Source organism: Mycobacterium sp. 3519A (assembly GCF_900240945.1).
Classification (GTDB): domain Bacteria; phylum Actinomycetota; class Actinomycetes; order Mycobacteriales; family Mycobacteriaceae; genus Mycobacterium.
Genome location: NZ_OESG01000011.1, coordinates 370,654 through 386,255, shown reverse-complemented (window position 1 = coordinate 386,255; position 15,602 = coordinate 370,654). Strand labels below are relative to the sequence as shown.

At 66.2% G+C, this 15,602-nt stretch carries 12 protein-coding genes and 2 tRNA genes; 9 read left to right on the top strand and 5 right to left on the bottom strand.

Going from position 1 to position 15,602, the window contains the following annotated elements:
* Window positions 1-276 precede the first annotated feature (276 nt).
* Window positions 277-1,128: a homocysteine S-methyltransferase gene (mmuM, locus tag C1A30_RS01980; protein WP_101946641.1), complete on the top strand. Its 852-nt coding sequence runs from the start codon at window positions 277-279 to the stop codon at window positions 1,126-1,128.
* Between the two features lie 53 nt (window positions 1,129-1,181).
* Here mmuM and clpP2 read toward each other — a convergent pair whose 3' ends face one another.
* From clpP2 to C1A30_RS01960, 4 genes are all read right to left on the bottom strand, one after another.
* A complete protein-coding gene (gene clpP2, locus C1A30_RS01975; protein WP_101946581.1) occupies window positions 1,182-1,838 on the bottom strand; it encodes an ATP-dependent CLP protease proteolytic subunit ClpP2 in 657 nt (218 codons plus the stop codon).
* The gene (locus C1A30_RS01970) at window positions 1,835-2,419 is read right to left on the bottom strand and encodes an ATP-dependent Clp protease proteolytic subunit (RefSeq protein ID WP_200828136.1); all 585 of its coding nucleotides are present in this window, start codon (window positions 2,417-2,419) and stop codon (window positions 1,835-1,837) included. The genes clpP2 and C1A30_RS01970 overlap by 4 nt, the downstream gene beginning before the upstream one ends.
* Before the next feature lie 107 nt (window positions 2,420-2,526).
* A complete protein-coding gene (tig, locus tag C1A30_RS01965; protein WP_160112677.1) occupies window positions 2,527-3,933 on the bottom strand; it encodes a trigger factor in 1,407 nt (468 codons plus the stop codon).
* Between the two features lie 37 nt (window positions 3,934-3,970).
* A tRNA-Pro gene (locus C1A30_RS01960) sits at window positions 3,971-4,044 on the bottom strand.
* 158 nt (window positions 4,045-4,202) lie between these two features.
* On the opposite strand from C1A30_RS01960, the gene C1A30_RS01955 reads away from it, so the two are divergent.
* From C1A30_RS01955 to ripA, 3 genes are all read left to right on the top strand, one after another.
* Window positions 4,203-4,276 (top strand) — tRNA-Gly (locus C1A30_RS01955).
* 239 nt (window positions 4,277-4,515) lie between these two features.
* Complete coding sequence (locus tag C1A30_RS01950) at window positions 4,516-5,022, top strand: YkgB family protein (protein WP_101946578.1); 507 nt, start codon at window positions 4,516-4,518, stop codon at window positions 5,020-5,022.
* Between the two features lie 42 nt (window positions 5,023-5,064).
* Window positions 5,065-6,432 carry an NlpC/P60 family peptidoglycan endopeptidase RipA gene (ripA, locus tag C1A30_RS01945; RefSeq protein WP_255413177.1) on the top strand — a complete coding sequence of 456 codons (1,368 nt, stop codon included), beginning with the start codon at window positions 5,065-5,067 and terminating at the stop codon, window positions 6,430-6,432.
* A gap of 20 nt (window positions 6,433-6,452) precedes the next feature.
* On the opposite strand, the gene C1A30_RS01940 is transcribed toward ripA, so the two are convergent.
* Window positions 6,453-7,061 (bottom strand): ABATE domain-containing protein, encoded by a 609-nt coding sequence (locus C1A30_RS01940; RefSeq protein WP_235009607.1) that lies wholly within the window; start codon window positions 7,059-7,061, stop codon window positions 6,453-6,455.
* A gap of 286 nt (window positions 7,062-7,347) precedes the next feature.
* On the opposite strand from C1A30_RS01940, the gene C1A30_RS35720 reads away from it, so the two are divergent.
* The 5 genes from C1A30_RS35720 to C1A30_RS01920 all read left to right on the top strand — a co-directional run bounded on the left by C1A30_RS35720 (window position 7,348) and on the right by C1A30_RS01920 (window position 15,601).
* Window positions 7,348-7,512 carry a hypothetical protein gene (locus C1A30_RS35720; protein ID WP_200828132.1) on the top strand — a complete coding sequence of 55 codons (165 nt, stop codon included), beginning with the start codon at window positions 7,348-7,350 and terminating at the stop codon, window positions 7,510-7,512.
* Window positions 7,513-7,674: 162 nt separating this feature from the next.
* Window positions 7,675-11,136 carry a PQQ-dependent sugar dehydrogenase gene (locus tag C1A30_RS01935; protein WP_142392529.1) on the top strand — a complete coding sequence of 1,154 codons (3,462 nt, stop codon included), beginning with the start codon at window positions 7,675-7,677 and terminating at the stop codon, window positions 11,134-11,136.
* Window positions 11,137-11,216: 80 nt separating this feature from the next.
* The gene (locus tag C1A30_RS01930) at window positions 11,217-13,475 is read left to right on the top strand and encodes a CocE/NonD family hydrolase (RefSeq protein WP_235009606.1); all 2,259 of its coding nucleotides are present in this window, start codon (window positions 11,217-11,219) and stop codon (window positions 13,473-13,475) included.
* A gap of 81 nt (window positions 13,476-13,556) precedes the next feature.
* A complete protein-coding gene (locus C1A30_RS01925) occupies window positions 13,557-14,750 on the top strand; it encodes a serine hydrolase domain-containing protein (RefSeq protein WP_101946574.1) in 1,194 nt (397 codons plus the stop codon).
* 35 nt (window positions 14,751-14,785) lie between these two features.
* On the top strand, window positions 14,786-15,601 hold the full coding sequence (locus tag C1A30_RS01920; protein ID WP_101946573.1) for a hypothetical protein: 816 nt from the start codon (window positions 14,786-14,788) through the stop codon (window positions 15,599-15,601).
* Window position 15,602 lies beyond the last annotated feature (1 nt).

The following is a 15,602-nucleotide window of genomic DNA, read 5'->3' as shown; positions in this document are numbered from 1 at the left end:
TTTCCTCGCGGTCGGTAAAAAGCTGGCTACAGGTCACCCGTCAGGTGTTGGTCCCGACGCTACCCGTATGTTCCGGCGCGGTGCGACCGATAAAGCCGAATCGCGTCGGTGGTATTTATCTGTGTTCGCAGAACATATCGCTTGTCACACCCTGCAGCCCCCCGGAACCCGCCGCCGTGTCCCTGGCGTGTCGCCGCCGTTATGAGACCGAGAGGCCGCCCCCGCGCATAGCCGTAGAGTTGCGATGTGGTGTTCGCTGCGCCCCACGATACCGTGCTGATCGCCGACGGCGGTCTGGCGACTGAACTGGAGGCCCGCGGCCACGACCTCTCCGACGACCTGTGGTCGGCCCGCCTGCTGGTCGACGCACCTGTAGAGATTGTGGCCGTGCACAGCGCGTTCTTCCGCGCCGGCGCCGCGATCGCGACGACGGCGAGCTATCAGGCGTCCTTCGACGGGTTCGCTGAACGCGGAATCTCGCGCGCCGACGCCGCCGGGTTGATGCGGCGCAGCGTGGAGTTGGCTCGGCAAGCCCGCGACGAGGTCGGCCACGGGTGGGTGGCCGCGTCGGTCGGGCCGTACGGCGCCGCGCTGGCCAACGGCGAGGAGTACGTCGGCCGCTACGGGCTGTCCGTCCCCGCGCTGAGGGACTGGCATCGCCCGCGGCTGGAGGTGCTGGTGGCCGCCGAGCCTGACGTGCTGGCGCTGGAGACGGTGCCCGATGTCGACGAGGCCGAGGCGTTGGTCGACCTGGTCGGTGAGGTGGGCGTGCCCGCGTGGCTCTCGTACACGATCGCGGGGACGACGACACGCGCCGGGCAGCCACTGGCCGACGCGTTCGCGGTCGCCGCCGACGTCCCGGAAATCGTTGCGGTAGGCGTGAATTGCTGCGCGCCCGCCGACGTGCTCGGCGCCGTCGAGATCGCCAGCGAGGTGACCGGTAAGCCCGTCGTCGTCTACCCCAACAGCGGCGAATCCTGGGACGGCGAGCGCCGCGTCTGGATCGGCGACAGCCGATGGTCGCCGGGTCTGGCGCCGTCGTGGGCGGCGGCGGGCGCGCGCATCATCGGCGGGGGTTGCCGGGGACGACCGGGCGACATCGCCGCCCTGGCGGTGACTCTGCGCTGAGGGCGCTCCGCACTCAGGCGTGTGCGCCGTGGGCGCAGAGTCAACCGCGGAAGCTAGGCAGTCTGGGCCGACAGCTTGCGGTACTCCAGGACCGTGTCGATGATCCCGTAGTCCTTGGCCTCCTCGGCCGTCAGGATCTTGTCGCGGTCGGTGTCCTTGCGGATGACCGCGGCATCCTTGCCGGTGTGGCGGGCCAGCGTGGCCTCCATCAGCGTGCGCATCCGCTCGATCTCCTTGGCCTGGATCTCCAGGTCGGAGAACTGGCCTTGGATGACGCCGGACAGCGCGGGCTGGTGGATCAGCACGCGGGCGTTGGGCAGCGCGAGCCGCTTACCCGGCGTACCGGCGGCCAGCAGCACCGCGGCCGCCGATGCGGCCTGCCCGAGGCACACCGTCTGGATGTCGGCGCGCACGTACTGCATGGTGTCGTAGATCGCCATCAGCGACGTGAACGAGCCGCCGGGCGAGTTGATGTACATGGTGATGTCGCGGTCGGGATCCAGCGACTCCAACACCAACAGCTGGGCCATGATGTCGTTGGCCGAGGCGTCGTCGACCTGCACGCCGAGGAAGATGATGCGTTCCTCGAAGAGCTTGTTGTACGGGTTCGATTCCTTGACGCCGAAGCTGGAGTGCTCGATGAACGACGGCAGGATGTAGCGGGCAGTGGGCGCAGGCCCACGATGTGTGAGATCGGTCTGGTCGGTCATGGCTTGACTCCGTTGACGTTGGCGTTGGTGATGATGTGGTCGACGAAGCCGTATTCGAGGGCTTCCTGCGCGGTGAACCAGCGGTCGCGATCGGAGTCGGCCTCGATGCGCTCGATCGGCTGGCCGGTGAACTCGGCGTTGAGCCGGAACATCTCCTTCTTGATCACCGCGAACTGCTCGGCCTGGATCGCGATGTCCGCGGCGCCACCGGTGATACCGCCGAGCGGCTGGTGCATCAGGATCCGGGCGTGCGGCAGCGCGTAGCGCTTGCCCTTGGTGCCGGCGGCGAGCAGGAACTCGCCCATCGAGGCGGCCATGCCCATCGCGTAGGTGGCGACGTCGCACGGCGCCAGCACCATCGTGTCGTAGATCGCCATGCCCGCGCTGATCGAGCCGCCAGGCGAGTTGATGTAGAGGTGGATGTCCTTGGTGGGGTCCTCGGCGGCCAGCAGCAGGATCTGCGCGCACAGCCGGTTGGCGATGTCGTCATCGACCTGTGAACCGAGGAAGATGATGCGTTCGGACAGCAACCGCTCGTACACCGAGTCGACAAGGTTGAGCCCTGCCCCGGCACCACGCATGTCAGTCACGACTGGATACCTGCTTTCTGTTCACGTGCTAGTTCACTCGACACTAACCAACCTGCGCCGCCGAGCACTCCCCAGAAGAGGCCCGTTCGCTCACAGCGTCACTTGGCGTCGGCGGGTTCCTCGTCGGAGGTGGTCTCCTCGGCGGCCTCGGTGGGCTCATCAGCAGCCTGCTCGGCCTGCTGACCCGACGGCCCGAAGAACTCCGTGGTGTCGATCACGTTGCCGTCGGTGTCGGTGACGGTGCCGCCGTGCACCACCGCCGCGACGGTCAGGCCGCGACGCACGTCGGCGAACATCGCGGGCAGCTGATTGTTCTGCTGCAGGTACTGCAGCAGCTGCTGCGGCTCGAGGCCGTACTGACGCGACATCAGCACCAGCCGTTCGGTCAGGTCGTTTTGGCCGACCTGGATGTCGAGCTTGTCGGCGATGGCGTCCATCAGCAGCTGCGTCTTGACGGCCTTCTCCGCGTTGGTGCGATTGTCGTTGTCGAACTCCTCGCGGCTGCTGCCCTGCGCCTCGAGCGCTTCCTCGAACTTCTTCTCGTCGTGATCGAGGCCGTGGATGGCGTTGTGCAGCGTGTCGTCGATCTGGGCCTGCACGATCTTCTCGGGCAGCGGGATCTCGGTCTGCTCGAGCAGCACCTCGATCGCCTTGTCGCGGATCTGCTCGGCCTGCTGGACGCGCTTGACCCGCTGCACCTGCTCGACGAGGCTGGCCTTGAGCTCCTCGATGGTGTCGAATTCGCTTGCCAATTGCGCGAACTCGTCGTCGGGCTCGGGAAGCTCACGCTCCTTGACCGACTTCACGGTGACGGTCACCTGGGCCTCTTTGCCTGCGTGCTCGCCGGCGGCCAGGGTGGTGGTGAAGACGCGGGTCTCGCCCTCCTTGAGGCCGATGATCGCGTCGTCGAGACCCTCGATCAGCTGACCTGAGCCGACCTCATGCGACAGGCCCTCGGTCTTGGCCTCGGGCACGTCCTCACCGTCGACGGTGGCCGACAGGTCAATGGAGACGAAGTCGCCGTTTTCGGCGGCGCGCTCGACGCCCTTCAGTGTGCCGAAGCGAGCGCGCAGGCTCTGCAGTTCGGCGTCGACCTCCTCGTCGGTCACCTCGATCGGGTCGACGGTGATCTTCAGCCCGTCCAGGTCGGGAAGCTCGATCTCCGGGCGGATGTCGACCTCGGCGGTGAAGGTGAGGTCCTGCCCGTACTCCTTGTTGGTGATGTCGATCTCGGGCTGGCCGAGCGGCTGCACCTCGGAGGTGGTGACGGCCTCGGTGTAGCGCGCGGGTACGGCGTCGCCGATGACCTGGTCGAACATCGCCTGCTTGTCGACGCGCGCCTCGAGCAGCTTCACCGGCACCTTGCCCGGCCGGAATCCGGGCATCCGGACCTGCTTGGCCATCTGCTGGAACGCGGTGTCGATGTCGGGTTGCAGCTCGGTGAAGGGCACCTCCACGTTGATGCGAACCCGCGTCGGGCTCAACTTCTCGACGGTGCTCTTCACGCTCTTGCTCCTTATGTCTAGTGGTATGCGTCTGGAGTCGGGGTGACAGGATTTGAACCTGCGGCCTTCCGCTCCCAAAGCGGATGCGCTACCAAGCTGCGCTACACCCCGGTTGTACTGCTCCTCGCGCTAGCGCTCGTCGCGGCACCTCGTGTGGCCTGGCCGCGAAACGCAGACCTGACCACGCGAGATACTACGGGCTGAACACGCGAACCATTTAATTGGATTTGATTCGGGCGGCGCTAGTACAGTCTGCTGGTGCTGCACATGCGGGCGTAGCTCAATGGTAGAGCCCTAGTCTTCCAAACTAGCTACGCGGGTTCGATTCCCGTCGCCCGCTCCACCAGGCCCGGCGGTCATGCCGGCCGAGTCGAAACACCGGGGCCGGCCCGTCGCTTGCGACGCCTTTTCTGCTCGCCCCGCCGTCGAAGATCGCCCTGAGGCGATATCCAAACACCACACCCCAAGCGCGACGCGCGCACGCCGCTGTCCACCCTGCGTGGTTGACGGCGGGCGACGTGCGCCCTAATCTACTAATGGTTACTATCGCAGTAACCATTAGTAATCCTCGGGAGGACCAAGATGACGACGTATTCCAGCGCCTCGCTCAGCGACCGCGTGCTGCACCTGCCAACCATCGATGTCATCGCGGCCGTCCTCGGCCGCTACGGGCTCGTGATCGTCATCGGTTGGATAGGAGCGCTGAAGTTCGCGAACTTCGAGGCGCATCAGATCCAGCCGCTCGTCGCACACAGTCCGTTCATGGGCTGGCTGTACCACTTCCTGCCCGTGTACACCTTCTCCGCGCTACTGGGCGTCTTCGAGGTCGCCGCCGCGGTGTTGCTGGCCATCAAGCCGCTGGCTCCGCGCCTATCGATCGCAGGCAGCCTGATGTCCATCGTGTTGTTCGTATCCACGGTCAGCTTCTTGTTCAGCACACCGGGTGTCGGCGAACCCGCCGGTGGCGGCTTCCCCGCGATTTCGCTGACCGGTGAGTTTCTCCTCAAAGACATTCCGCTGCTCGGCCTTTCGTTCTGGACGCTGGCCGATTCGATCCGCGCCGCCCGACGACGCAAGACGACGGTGTAGCACCCCACGCTGCGGCATCGGATCGACGTCGAGGAGGGCGAGGTGTGGTTCAACAGTTTCGCGGCAGCGCTGGCGGTCTGCCTGTCCCTGGTGGTGTTCGGCAGCCAACAAGCGGCCGCCGAACCCGGCGACCTTGTCCGCCTGGTCGACGAACTCGCAACCGCCGAACAGCGATTGAGCGATGTCGGCGCCGAGATCCAGACACGGCAGGAACAGGTCAACAAGGCGATCGTCGACGTGCAGTCCGCAAGAGACCTTGCCGACCGGGCTTCGCGGAATGTGGCAGACAGCCGGCGCGCCGTTGCCGACGCAAATGCGGCGATCGCGTCTGCGCAACAGCGGTTCGATCGGTTCGCGGCCGCCACGTACGTCAACGGACCGTCCGCCTCGTACCTGACCGCGGTGAGCCCGGAAAGCCTGATCGAAACGGATTCCCAGGAGCACGTCTTGGCGCAGAGCTTCGTCGTCGCCGTGGACACTCTGCGGCGAGCCCGAACGCTGCTGGCCAACAAAGAATCAGCGGCCAGGGCGGCCCAACAGAGGGCGAGCGTCGCAGCCGATGCCGCCCGTCAAAGCCAGGACGATGCGGTGACCGCCCTCGGCGCCGCTCAGCGGGATTTCGGCGTCCGGCGCGCCGAGGTCGATCAGGCGCGTGCCCGCCGCGACGCCGCACGGGCCCGGCTGGCCGCAGCACTGCCGGGCGCCGGGCCGCAAGCCACCGCGCCGCGGCCGGATGCGGGCCCGGCCGGCGACGACTGGGACCGCGCGTCGGGGCCCGCCGCAGCAAGTGCCCCGGTCCGATGGGACACCACCTTGCCGATGGTGCCGAGCGCCAATGTGGCGGGCGATCCCGTCGCAGTTCTCAATTCGGTTCTCCAGATTTCCGAGACCTCGGCGCAGGTGACCGCGCAACTGGGTCGCTCGTTCCTGTCGGCGCTCGGCATCGATGTCGGCGGCCAGTCCGGTGGCACCGGGATCACCAACGGTCGGATCCCGCGCGTGTACGGGCGGCAGGCGTCGGAATACGTGATCCGTCGAGCCATGTCGCAGATCGGCATTCCGTATTCCTGGGGCGGGGGCAACGCCGCGGGCCCGTCACGAGGCATCGACTCCGGCGCAGGCACAGTCGGCTTCGACTGTTCGGGAATCGTTCTCTACGCGTTCGCGGGAGTCGGAATCAAACTGCCCCACTATTCGGGCGACCAATACAATTCCGGCCGCAAGATACCGTCGTCACAGATGCGGCGCGGCGATCTGATCTTCTACGGCCCCAACGCAAGTCAACACGAGGCGCTGTATCTCGGTCAGGGCAGGATGCTCGAAGCACCCTTCACAGGTTCTGATGTGCACATCTCCCCCGTGCGCACCACGGGCATGACCCCGTACGTGACCCGCCTAATCGAATATTGAAGGCCGACAACCGAAGTGAGTCAGTCCCGTTGACGTTGCGCGTGCCGGGCGACCCGGGCGCGGTTGCCGCACAGAGCCGAGCACCACTCCCGACGGAAGTGATCCTTGACGAAGTAGTACGCGCAACCGGGCGCCGTGCATGGCCGAAGTTGTTGCCACTGAGGGCTGGTGATGAGATCGATCGTCTGTCGGGCGACCAGGGTGGTCAACGCATCGGCATACGACTTCCCAGCCCAGAGTTGACGCCGTGTCAATCCGCGATCGTCGGGCTGAAGTTCGGGCCACACCGAAGTCGCAGTGGCAGTGGCATTGACGATCGACATCGCCGTGGGCAAATCGGGAACAGGCGACTGCCCCACTGTTCGCGGATCGTCGGTGTGCTCGGCCGCGAGCCTGCGAACCGCGTCGCGTAGACGGATCAGCCGCTCCACGGCGTCCTCGGAGACCTTGTCGGCTTCCTGGCCAGCCGGAGTCAATTCGGACTGTGCGCCGACGGCCTTGACCCAATCATTCGCATACATCCGATCGGCGATCGCGTCGTGAACGCCATGACGATCGATGTAGATAGTGTTGACGAGGGAAAGCGGTGCAGGCTCGTTCAGTCGGGGCGGGGGTGGCGTAGGCGTCACGGATCCTTCCATCCTGTCGTCTGGGCTAGCAGTCGCCTGACCGCAATCCTAATGGTTAGGTGCAAGCGGTGGCATTAGCTTGCCCGGCCCTAATGCTTGCACAGGCAGGCAACGTTAGCTCTGGACGTCGTATTCCTGAGGCCCACCGGCGCTCGCTCGGAGCGCTGGCGAGCAACGCGGTGACGCGATCCTGCCAACGGCCGATCAATCGCTGCCAGCGGAATTAATGGCAACGATGCCTTGTTGCCATTAGTACATTGCTAATAGACCTTCAAGGAGACCCATCATGAAGAAGTTCGGAATCGCCTCGCTGATCGCAGGTGCGCTGACCGCCGGAGTCCTCGGTCTTGCCGGCCCTGCCCAAGCGGACATCGGCCACCACATCTGGGTCAACACCATCACCCAACCCCACGTATACGTTCCGCACGTGGACACCTCGGTTCACCCCTGAGGCCCCGCGGCAAACACGGAAATCGGGCGGCTTCGGCCGCCCGATTCTTCGTTGTGCGACCGCAGCGATTGAAACCCGCAATTCTGACGCGACGGTCAATAACTCATGGAATAGTTGCTACGGCAAACATTGATGCGGATCGGTGTTTTCCGGGGGGTCGTCGTGACAGACAGACATGCGAAATACGTCGGTCTCGCTGTGGCAGTCGGCATCGGTAGTTGGGCGCTGACCACCCCGTCGGTGGCGTGGGCCGAAGATCCGCCGTCAACGTCGACCAGCGACGCGTCGGAGTCCACGACGACCGCATCGGAATCGACTGTGTCGACTGGTCCCTCGAAGTCGGACGCATCGCCGGCAGATACGAAATCCGACGAAAAACAGGGCGTCGACCCGGCGCCGTCGACGTCGCCCACCGAGACGGAAGCAACACTCGACAACGGCGTGATCGTGCGGTCCTCCGGCGGCGCGGTGACGTCCGCACCGGACAACGAGGCCAAGCCTTCGCACTCCGACGACGACACCGACGTTCCCGATCCGGACGACACGCAACGACCCGTCGCCCCGGCCGACAAAAAGGCCCGCAATGAGCCGCGACGCAGCTCGCGGATCGCGGCCACGCCGGAAACCCGTTCCAACACAACTCAACTCGGCACGAGCAACGGATCGGACGGCTCCGCCAGCCGTGCAGTCGACGACCCGCAGCCGACGAACAACACGCCTGTGACCGAAAGCGTCGCCGCCAAGACCGTGATCCCAATGGCGGTCACTGCCGCTGTCGTCGCGCCCGCTCCGACCCCGGCGCGGAAGCCGGTCCCCGACCTACGGATGGCCCCGGCCACGGTGCTCCAGACCGCGGCCCGGCTGCTCAACGTGGCGCTGGCACCGCTGCTCGGACCTGGCCCCGCGACCCCGCCAGATTCGCCGCTACTGTGGGGATTGCTGGCCTGGGCGCGCAGGCAGTTCGGTCTGGCCGCGCCGACGACGACCGCTGCTGTTACGACGGCGCAGAGCACCCTGGCCGCCACGTCGGGCCTGCCCGCCGACCTGGAACGCACCGTTTTGGTGTCGGGCCTCGACCAGCCACTGGACTTCCGGTTCCTGCCGAATGACGGCGGCATCTTGATCGCCGAGAAGAACGGCGCGATCAAGCTCTACCATGACGGCCACACCGAGACCGTGATCACGCTGCCGACCAGTACCGGCGGCGAACGCGGAATCGGCGGCATCGAAGTCGATCCCGACTTCGAGACCAACCACTACCTCTACGCGTCCTACACCACCGTCAATGCCGCAGGCACCAACGTGAACCGGTTGTCCCGCCTCACCCTCAGCGACGATCTGCATGCCGTGGACGCCGAACGCGTGATCCTCGAGTTGAGCGAGCCCAACCCGATACACCACGGCGGCACAATCCGTTTCGGGCCCGTCGACCACATGCTGTACTGGTCGACCGGCGAAAACAACTTCGCCCCGAACGCCCAGGACCTGTCGAACCTGCACGGCAAGATCATTCGCATCGACCCGGTGTCGCTGAAAGCCGCGGCGGGCAATCCCTTCCTGAACACGCCGGGCGCGCGACCGGAGATCTTCGCCTACGGCCTGCGCAACCCCTTCCGGTTCACGTTCACGCCCGACGGCAAGCTGCTGGTCGGCGACGTCGGCAGCGCGGACTGGGAAGAACTCAACCTCGTCACCGCGGGTGCCAACTACGGGTGGCCCCTTGCCGAAGGCAATTGCAGCGGTTGCGGTTTCGTGAACCCGATCTATACCTACCCGCACACCGGGCTGCCCGCCCGGGCCGGCGCCATCACCTCGGTCCTCTACTACACCAGCGACGCGCTGGGAGAGCAGTACCAGAACCGGGTGTTCATCTCCGATTACACCCTCGGCTGGATCAAGATGCTGACCTTCGACAAGGACTTCACCAGTCTGATCGACGTCGCAACGTTCGACGATCAGGCCGGTATCGTTCTGCAGCTGTTGCAGGGACCGGACGGAAACATCTACCAACTCGACTATCGCGGCGAGCTTTCCGTCATCGCGCCGTCGGGCGGTAACCGGGCCCCCAAGGCCGTCATCTCCGCGACCCCCGACCAGGGCTACGCCGACCTTGCGGTGCAGTTCTCCGGCGCCGGATCAACCGACCCGGAAGGCGCTGAGCTGACCTATCTTTGGGACTTCGGCGACGCGGGTGATGCGGACACGTCGACCGCGGTCACCCCCACGTGGACCTACACCGAGAACGGTTCCTACCTCGTCACGCTGACCGTGACGGACGCCGGCGGCAAGACGAACCAGGCGACCCATCAGATCGTCGTCGGCAGCGTCACCCCCACGATCGACACCCTCACCGTCAGCCAACCGAAATACAACGCCGGCGACACCATCACCTTCACCGCGACGGCGTCGGATGCCGACGACGGTGCGCTCGACAGCAGCGCCTACCACTGGAGGGTGCTGTTCCGCCACGCCGACCACATCCACCCGTTCGCCGACGACATCGTGGGACCCAACGGCAGCATCACCATCCCCCGCGACTCCCACAACGTGGACACGACGCGCTACGAGATCATCCTCACCGTCACCGACAGCTCCGGACTGTCGACCAGCAAGTCGATCACGGTGAACCCCAATCTCGTTCAACTGCAGTTCACGTCGAACGACCCGGATGCCGTCTACACGATCGACGGTGTGCCACACAAGGGCACGTACACCGAAACCGCGGTCGTCGGCGTCGAGCGCGTGATCGGCGCGCTGCCATCGCAATTCGTCAACGGCAAGCGACTGGTGTTCGGCTCCTGGTCCGACAGCAACCTGCCGACGCACACCATCGTGACACCGGCGACGGCGACGACTTACGTTGTGACATACGACGAATACATCGCTCCGAAGAGTCCCGAGCCTTGGTCGATCCCCTCGCAGATCCTGCTGTCACAGCGCGCCAACCTCGATCGCCTCGCCGGCGCCATCACCACTTCGGTCGGGCTTCGTAGCGCCGCACCGCTGCTCAACGCCGTCACCGACGTCATCGCCGTCGAGACGATCCGCGCTGTCGGAGCGGTGGCGGCGCTGGCGTCCAACGTCATTCCCGTCACCGCGACCGTGCTCAGAGCGCCCGCCGAGATCACCAATATCCTCGTCGACACCGCGCTCGCCTTAGTCCAGGCTGCGATCAGTCCCGACGGTCCCGCCGCGCTGGGCGCACTCGACCTCGTGCAGGTACTGCTGAAACAGGAAGTGGCCGAACAACAGGGCCTGATCCTCGGCGCGTTCGCGAACCTGATCGATGACGTCGCCACGGCGTACGCCGTGCCGCTACCGCCGCCGGCAGCGCCAGGTACGCAACCCATAGAGCGGTCGCTGACGATCGCAAACCAGGTTGCCGATTCGGTGTTCGCGATCGTCCGCGCCGCCGTCGCCGCGCCGGTACATGTGGCGAGCACCGCGACGAGGGGACTGCAGGTGTTCGCCGCTGCCAACCCGTCCATCGACCTCGTTCCCGATTGGGTCGCGTTCCTGCTCGGTCAGATCGTGCGGGAGTCGACCGACGGACGACACGCGGTGCTAGAGGCCATCATCAAGGCCGGTGAGGACCTCTCGACGGCGGCGAAAGCGCCGTTCTGAACAGCCAGTATGTGACTTCTCAAGTTGTAGCGCCCCGGCCGGGTTAATGTCCGCAAGGGCGTTCCGAGGGGAGAAGGTTCATGGTGTCGTATCAGTTCGGAGCGGTGGCCGTCGCGTTGGGCATCGGGTCGGCCGTCGTCGCCGGGCACGGGGTCGCGTCGGCCGATACGCCGGAAGGATCCACCGACAAAGCGGGTGCGACGGAGTCGACGCAGACCGAGAACTCCGCGGACACTCCGAAGGCCGAAGACCCCAAGGCCACACCAAAATTCGACGCCGACGTCAAAAAGCTGAAGCCGAAGAAGGGCACGAAGGGTCCGCGGTCCTCCGCCACCCAGTCCGTCAAACCCCACCGTGCGGCGGACGCCGCCGACGACGCCACCACGAAGCCGCGACCGAAGCGCACCGCGAAGGTCGACACCGCCGACGAGCCCAAGGCCGCCGTCGTCGACACCCCGCCGCAGCAAGCCGACACCACACCGGCGCTGGCGAAGGTGTCCACCCCCCCCAACCCGCCGCAAGACCCCGTGCAGATGGTGACCATTGCCGTCGCCAAGGCATTCGACGCGCTGGCACACCCGGCCACCGATCACACGCCGAAGCCGCCGCTCGAGACCACCGCCATGTTGACGCTGGCCACTGCGGCCCGACGTGAATCATCAACCGATACAACGACTCTCGACAAGACTGCGGATACGGCGACCACCAGCCTTTTCGTCGATTCGACGCCCGTCGTCGCGATCCCGCAGATCGCACCGCTGGCCTTCCTGCAGCACATCCCGGTCATCGGACCGGTCGCCGTCACCCCGATCGTCGCGATCATCCACCAGATCCCAGTCGTCGGCGACGTGCTGCATCCGTTCGTCGGATATCCGGTCGGGTCAGGCGCCCGTGATGTCAAGGTGGTCTCCCCCGACGGCACGCTGATCTACGTCCACTTCATGCCCGCGAGCGGGCTCAAACCCGGGCAGAAGGCACCCACCGTGCTCAACGGACCCGGGTTGGGACTGCCCGGTTCGACGAGCATCAACGGCACCCCGCTGGACGCCGTCCTGGCCGACGCGACCGGGATGATGAGCGTCGGCACACTGCGGCACGCCGGCTACAACGTGGTCACGTGGGATCCCCGCGGCGAATGGAATTCGGGCGGCAGACTGGAACTCAACTCCCCCGAATTCGAGGGCCGCGACATGTCGGCCATCATCAGCTGGATCGCCGACCAACCGGAGGCGCGCCTCGATGCGCCCGGCGATCCGCGGATCGGCATGGTCGGCGTGTCGTACGGAGGCGGAATCCAATTGGTGACCGCCGCCAACGACCACCGGGTCGACGCGATCGTGCCCGCGATCACCTACAACAATCTGGTCACCACGCTGTACAAGAACGCCGCGTTCAGGAGCAGTTGGGCCACACCCCTGACGGTGGTGATGCTGCTGACCGCCGGCGAGATCAATCCGAGGATCCTGCCGGTCGCCATCTACGGCGCCCTGACCGGGACGATGCTGCCGAGCGACCTTGCCATCTTGGACGCGCGCAATCCCGACATCAGCAAGATCACCGCGCCCACACTGCTCATCCAGGGCACCGCCGACACGATCTTCTCGCTGCAGCAGTCCGATGCCACCGCGCAGACGCTGATCGCCAAGGGAGTGCCGACCAAGGTGGTGTGGTTCTGCGGCGGACACGGTGTCTGCCTGAACAATCCGCTCGACCTTCGCGACGGCGCACTGATCCAGGACCGCACGCTCGACTGGTTGGACCGCTACGTGATGGGCCTGCCCGTGTCGACCGGTCCCCAATTCGAGTGGGTTGACCAACGCGGACAATGGTATTCGTCGAACACCTATCCGGTGGCCGCGGGCGGTTCGATCGTCACGTCGAGCAGCCAGCAGCGCTCGTTGCCGCTGATCCCGTACCTCGGCGGCTCGGGAATTCCGTTCGTCCCGATCGCCTTCACGGCCCCCTATGCGCTGAACCTCAGGACCGAAAAGGCGACGACGACCACCTATGTCGTTGGCGCGCCGAAGCTTTCGTTCAGCTACTCCGGCACCGGCACGAGCACCCACGTCTACGCTCAACTCGTCGACAACCAAACCGGTCTGGTGCTCAGCTACCTCGCCACCCCGATCCCCGTGACCCTGGACGGGGCGACGCACACGGTTGACCTTCCGCTGGAACCGGTTTCGTACACGATGCGGCCTGGCGATTCCGTCACCCTGCAACTGGTGGGCTCGGCGGGGCTCTACGCGACGGTCATCCCGTCGGGCGGTGTGCTGAACGTGTCGAACATGAAACTGACGTTGCCGACCGCGGATCCGTCGGCGGTGACGGCGGCGTAATTCAATCCGCCGCCCGAACCGTGGCCATAACGTTGCTCAACCGCAACGATTCTCACAGTCTGCGTCCGTAGCGTTCACTCAATGCTCGGCGAATCGGCAGCCCCCATCGGCGGGTTGTGCGCGGCCGGTTTCGAGCGGGTACGCACCGAATTCGCGTCGAACTTCACCGATCGCGACGACGTCGGCGCCGCGGTGGCGGTCTGGGTCGAAGGCGATCTCGTCGTCAACCTGTGGGGCGGCTTCGCCGACGCGGCGGGTAAGCGCCCGTGGCGCGAGGACACCCTGGCCAGCGTGTACTCCGGCTCCAAGGGGCTGACGAGCACCTGCGTTCACCTGCTGGCCGACCGCGGCGAACTCGACCTCGACGCGCCGGTGGCGCGCTACTGGCCGGAGTTCGGTCAGGCGGGAAAACAGGACATCACCGTCGCGATGGTGCTCGGGCACCGGTCGGGGGTGATCGGGCCGCGCGCCCGGATGCACTGGGCCGACGCCGCCGATTGGGACGCCGTTTGCGGGCGCATCGCCGCCGCCGAGCCGTGGTGGGAACCCGGCACCGCGCAGGGCTATCACATGGTGACGTTCGGCTTCATCCTCGGCGAGGTGGTCCGCCGGGTCACCGGCCGCACCATCGGGCAGTATCTGCGCACCGAGATCGCCGAACCGCTCGGTATCGACGTCCACATCGGGCTGCCGATCGCCGAGCACGGGCGCTGCGCCGAGATGGTGAACAAACCGCACATCCGCGACGTGCTGGCCTGCGGTGCGGCGCCCGAATATCCGTCCTCGCTGACCGAACATCCGATGGCCGGGCTGGCGGTGGCGATGGGCTTCGTCCCCGACGACGAGTTGGGCTCGAACGCGTTGCAGAGGTGGCGGACACTCGAGTTCCCGGCCACCAACGCGCATGTGACCGCGCTGGGCATGGCGACGTTCTACAACGCGCTGGCGCAGGACAAGCTGTTGTCGCGTGAGCACATGGAGCGGGTGCGGGTATCGCAGGGCGGCTTCGACACCGACGTGGTGCTGGGCGCACGTGTGGCCGACCACGGCTGGGGGCTGGGCTACATGCTCAACCAGCGCGGTGTCGCGGGGCCGAACCGGCGCACGTTCGGCCACGGCGGATCGGGCGGCTCGTACGCGTTCGTCGACCTCGAGTACCGCATCGGCTATGCGTATGTGATGAACCGTTTCGACGCCACGAAATGCAACGCCGACCCGCGCAGCGTGGTGCTCTCCGACGCGGTCTACTCCGCTCTTGGCGTAATGCGCGGCTGACTTTCGGGGGGTTTCCTGTCGGTACGCTGGACGTCATGAACGGCGTCCTGCTCGTCCTGATCATCGTTGTCATCGCTGCGCTCGCGTTTGCGGTGTACAGCTCGTCGAAGGCGTCGGGTCGGCGCAGCGCGGCGTCGCTGGCTGACGCGAAAGCCGACGCCCGTCGGCTCATCGAACGGCTCGGCGGCCAGGTGCTCAACGTCACCGGCACCAACGACGCCGCCAAGCAGGCGATGGCCGACGCGTCCGAGCGCTACACCGCGGCCTCGTCACAGATCGAGCAGGCCACCACGGTGCGACAGGCCGCGTTGGCCAAGGAGAGCGCCGTCGAGGGGCTGTACTACGTGCGCGCCGCGCGCACTGCGATGGGCATGGATCCCGGCCCTGAGTTGGAGTCGCTGGCCGGGCAGCGGTCGGCGGGCACCGTGACCGAAGACCGGCGCATCAACTTCGAGGGCCGCGAGATCGAGGCGTCGCCGTCGCCGTCGCAGCGCACACCGAACTACTACCCCGGCGGCCGGGTCGCAGGCCGTCCAGTTCCTGCCGGATGGTATTCGGAGCCGTGGTGGAAACCAGCTCTGGTGGCCGGCGCGTGGGGCCTCGGGTCGGTGCTGTTGTTCGATGCGTTGTTCGACGGCATGCACGGAGTCGACTACGGCGCACAGGGTTTCGAGAGCGGTTACGGTGACGGCTATTCCGACGGGTTCGCGGCCGGGCAGGACGCAGGCGGATTCGACGGCGGCAGCGCCGACGCCAGTGGCTTCGACGGGTACAGCGGCGACGGCGGCGGCTGGGACGGCGGTGGCTGGGGTGGCGGCGACTTCGGCGGCGGCGACTTCGGCGGCTTCTGAT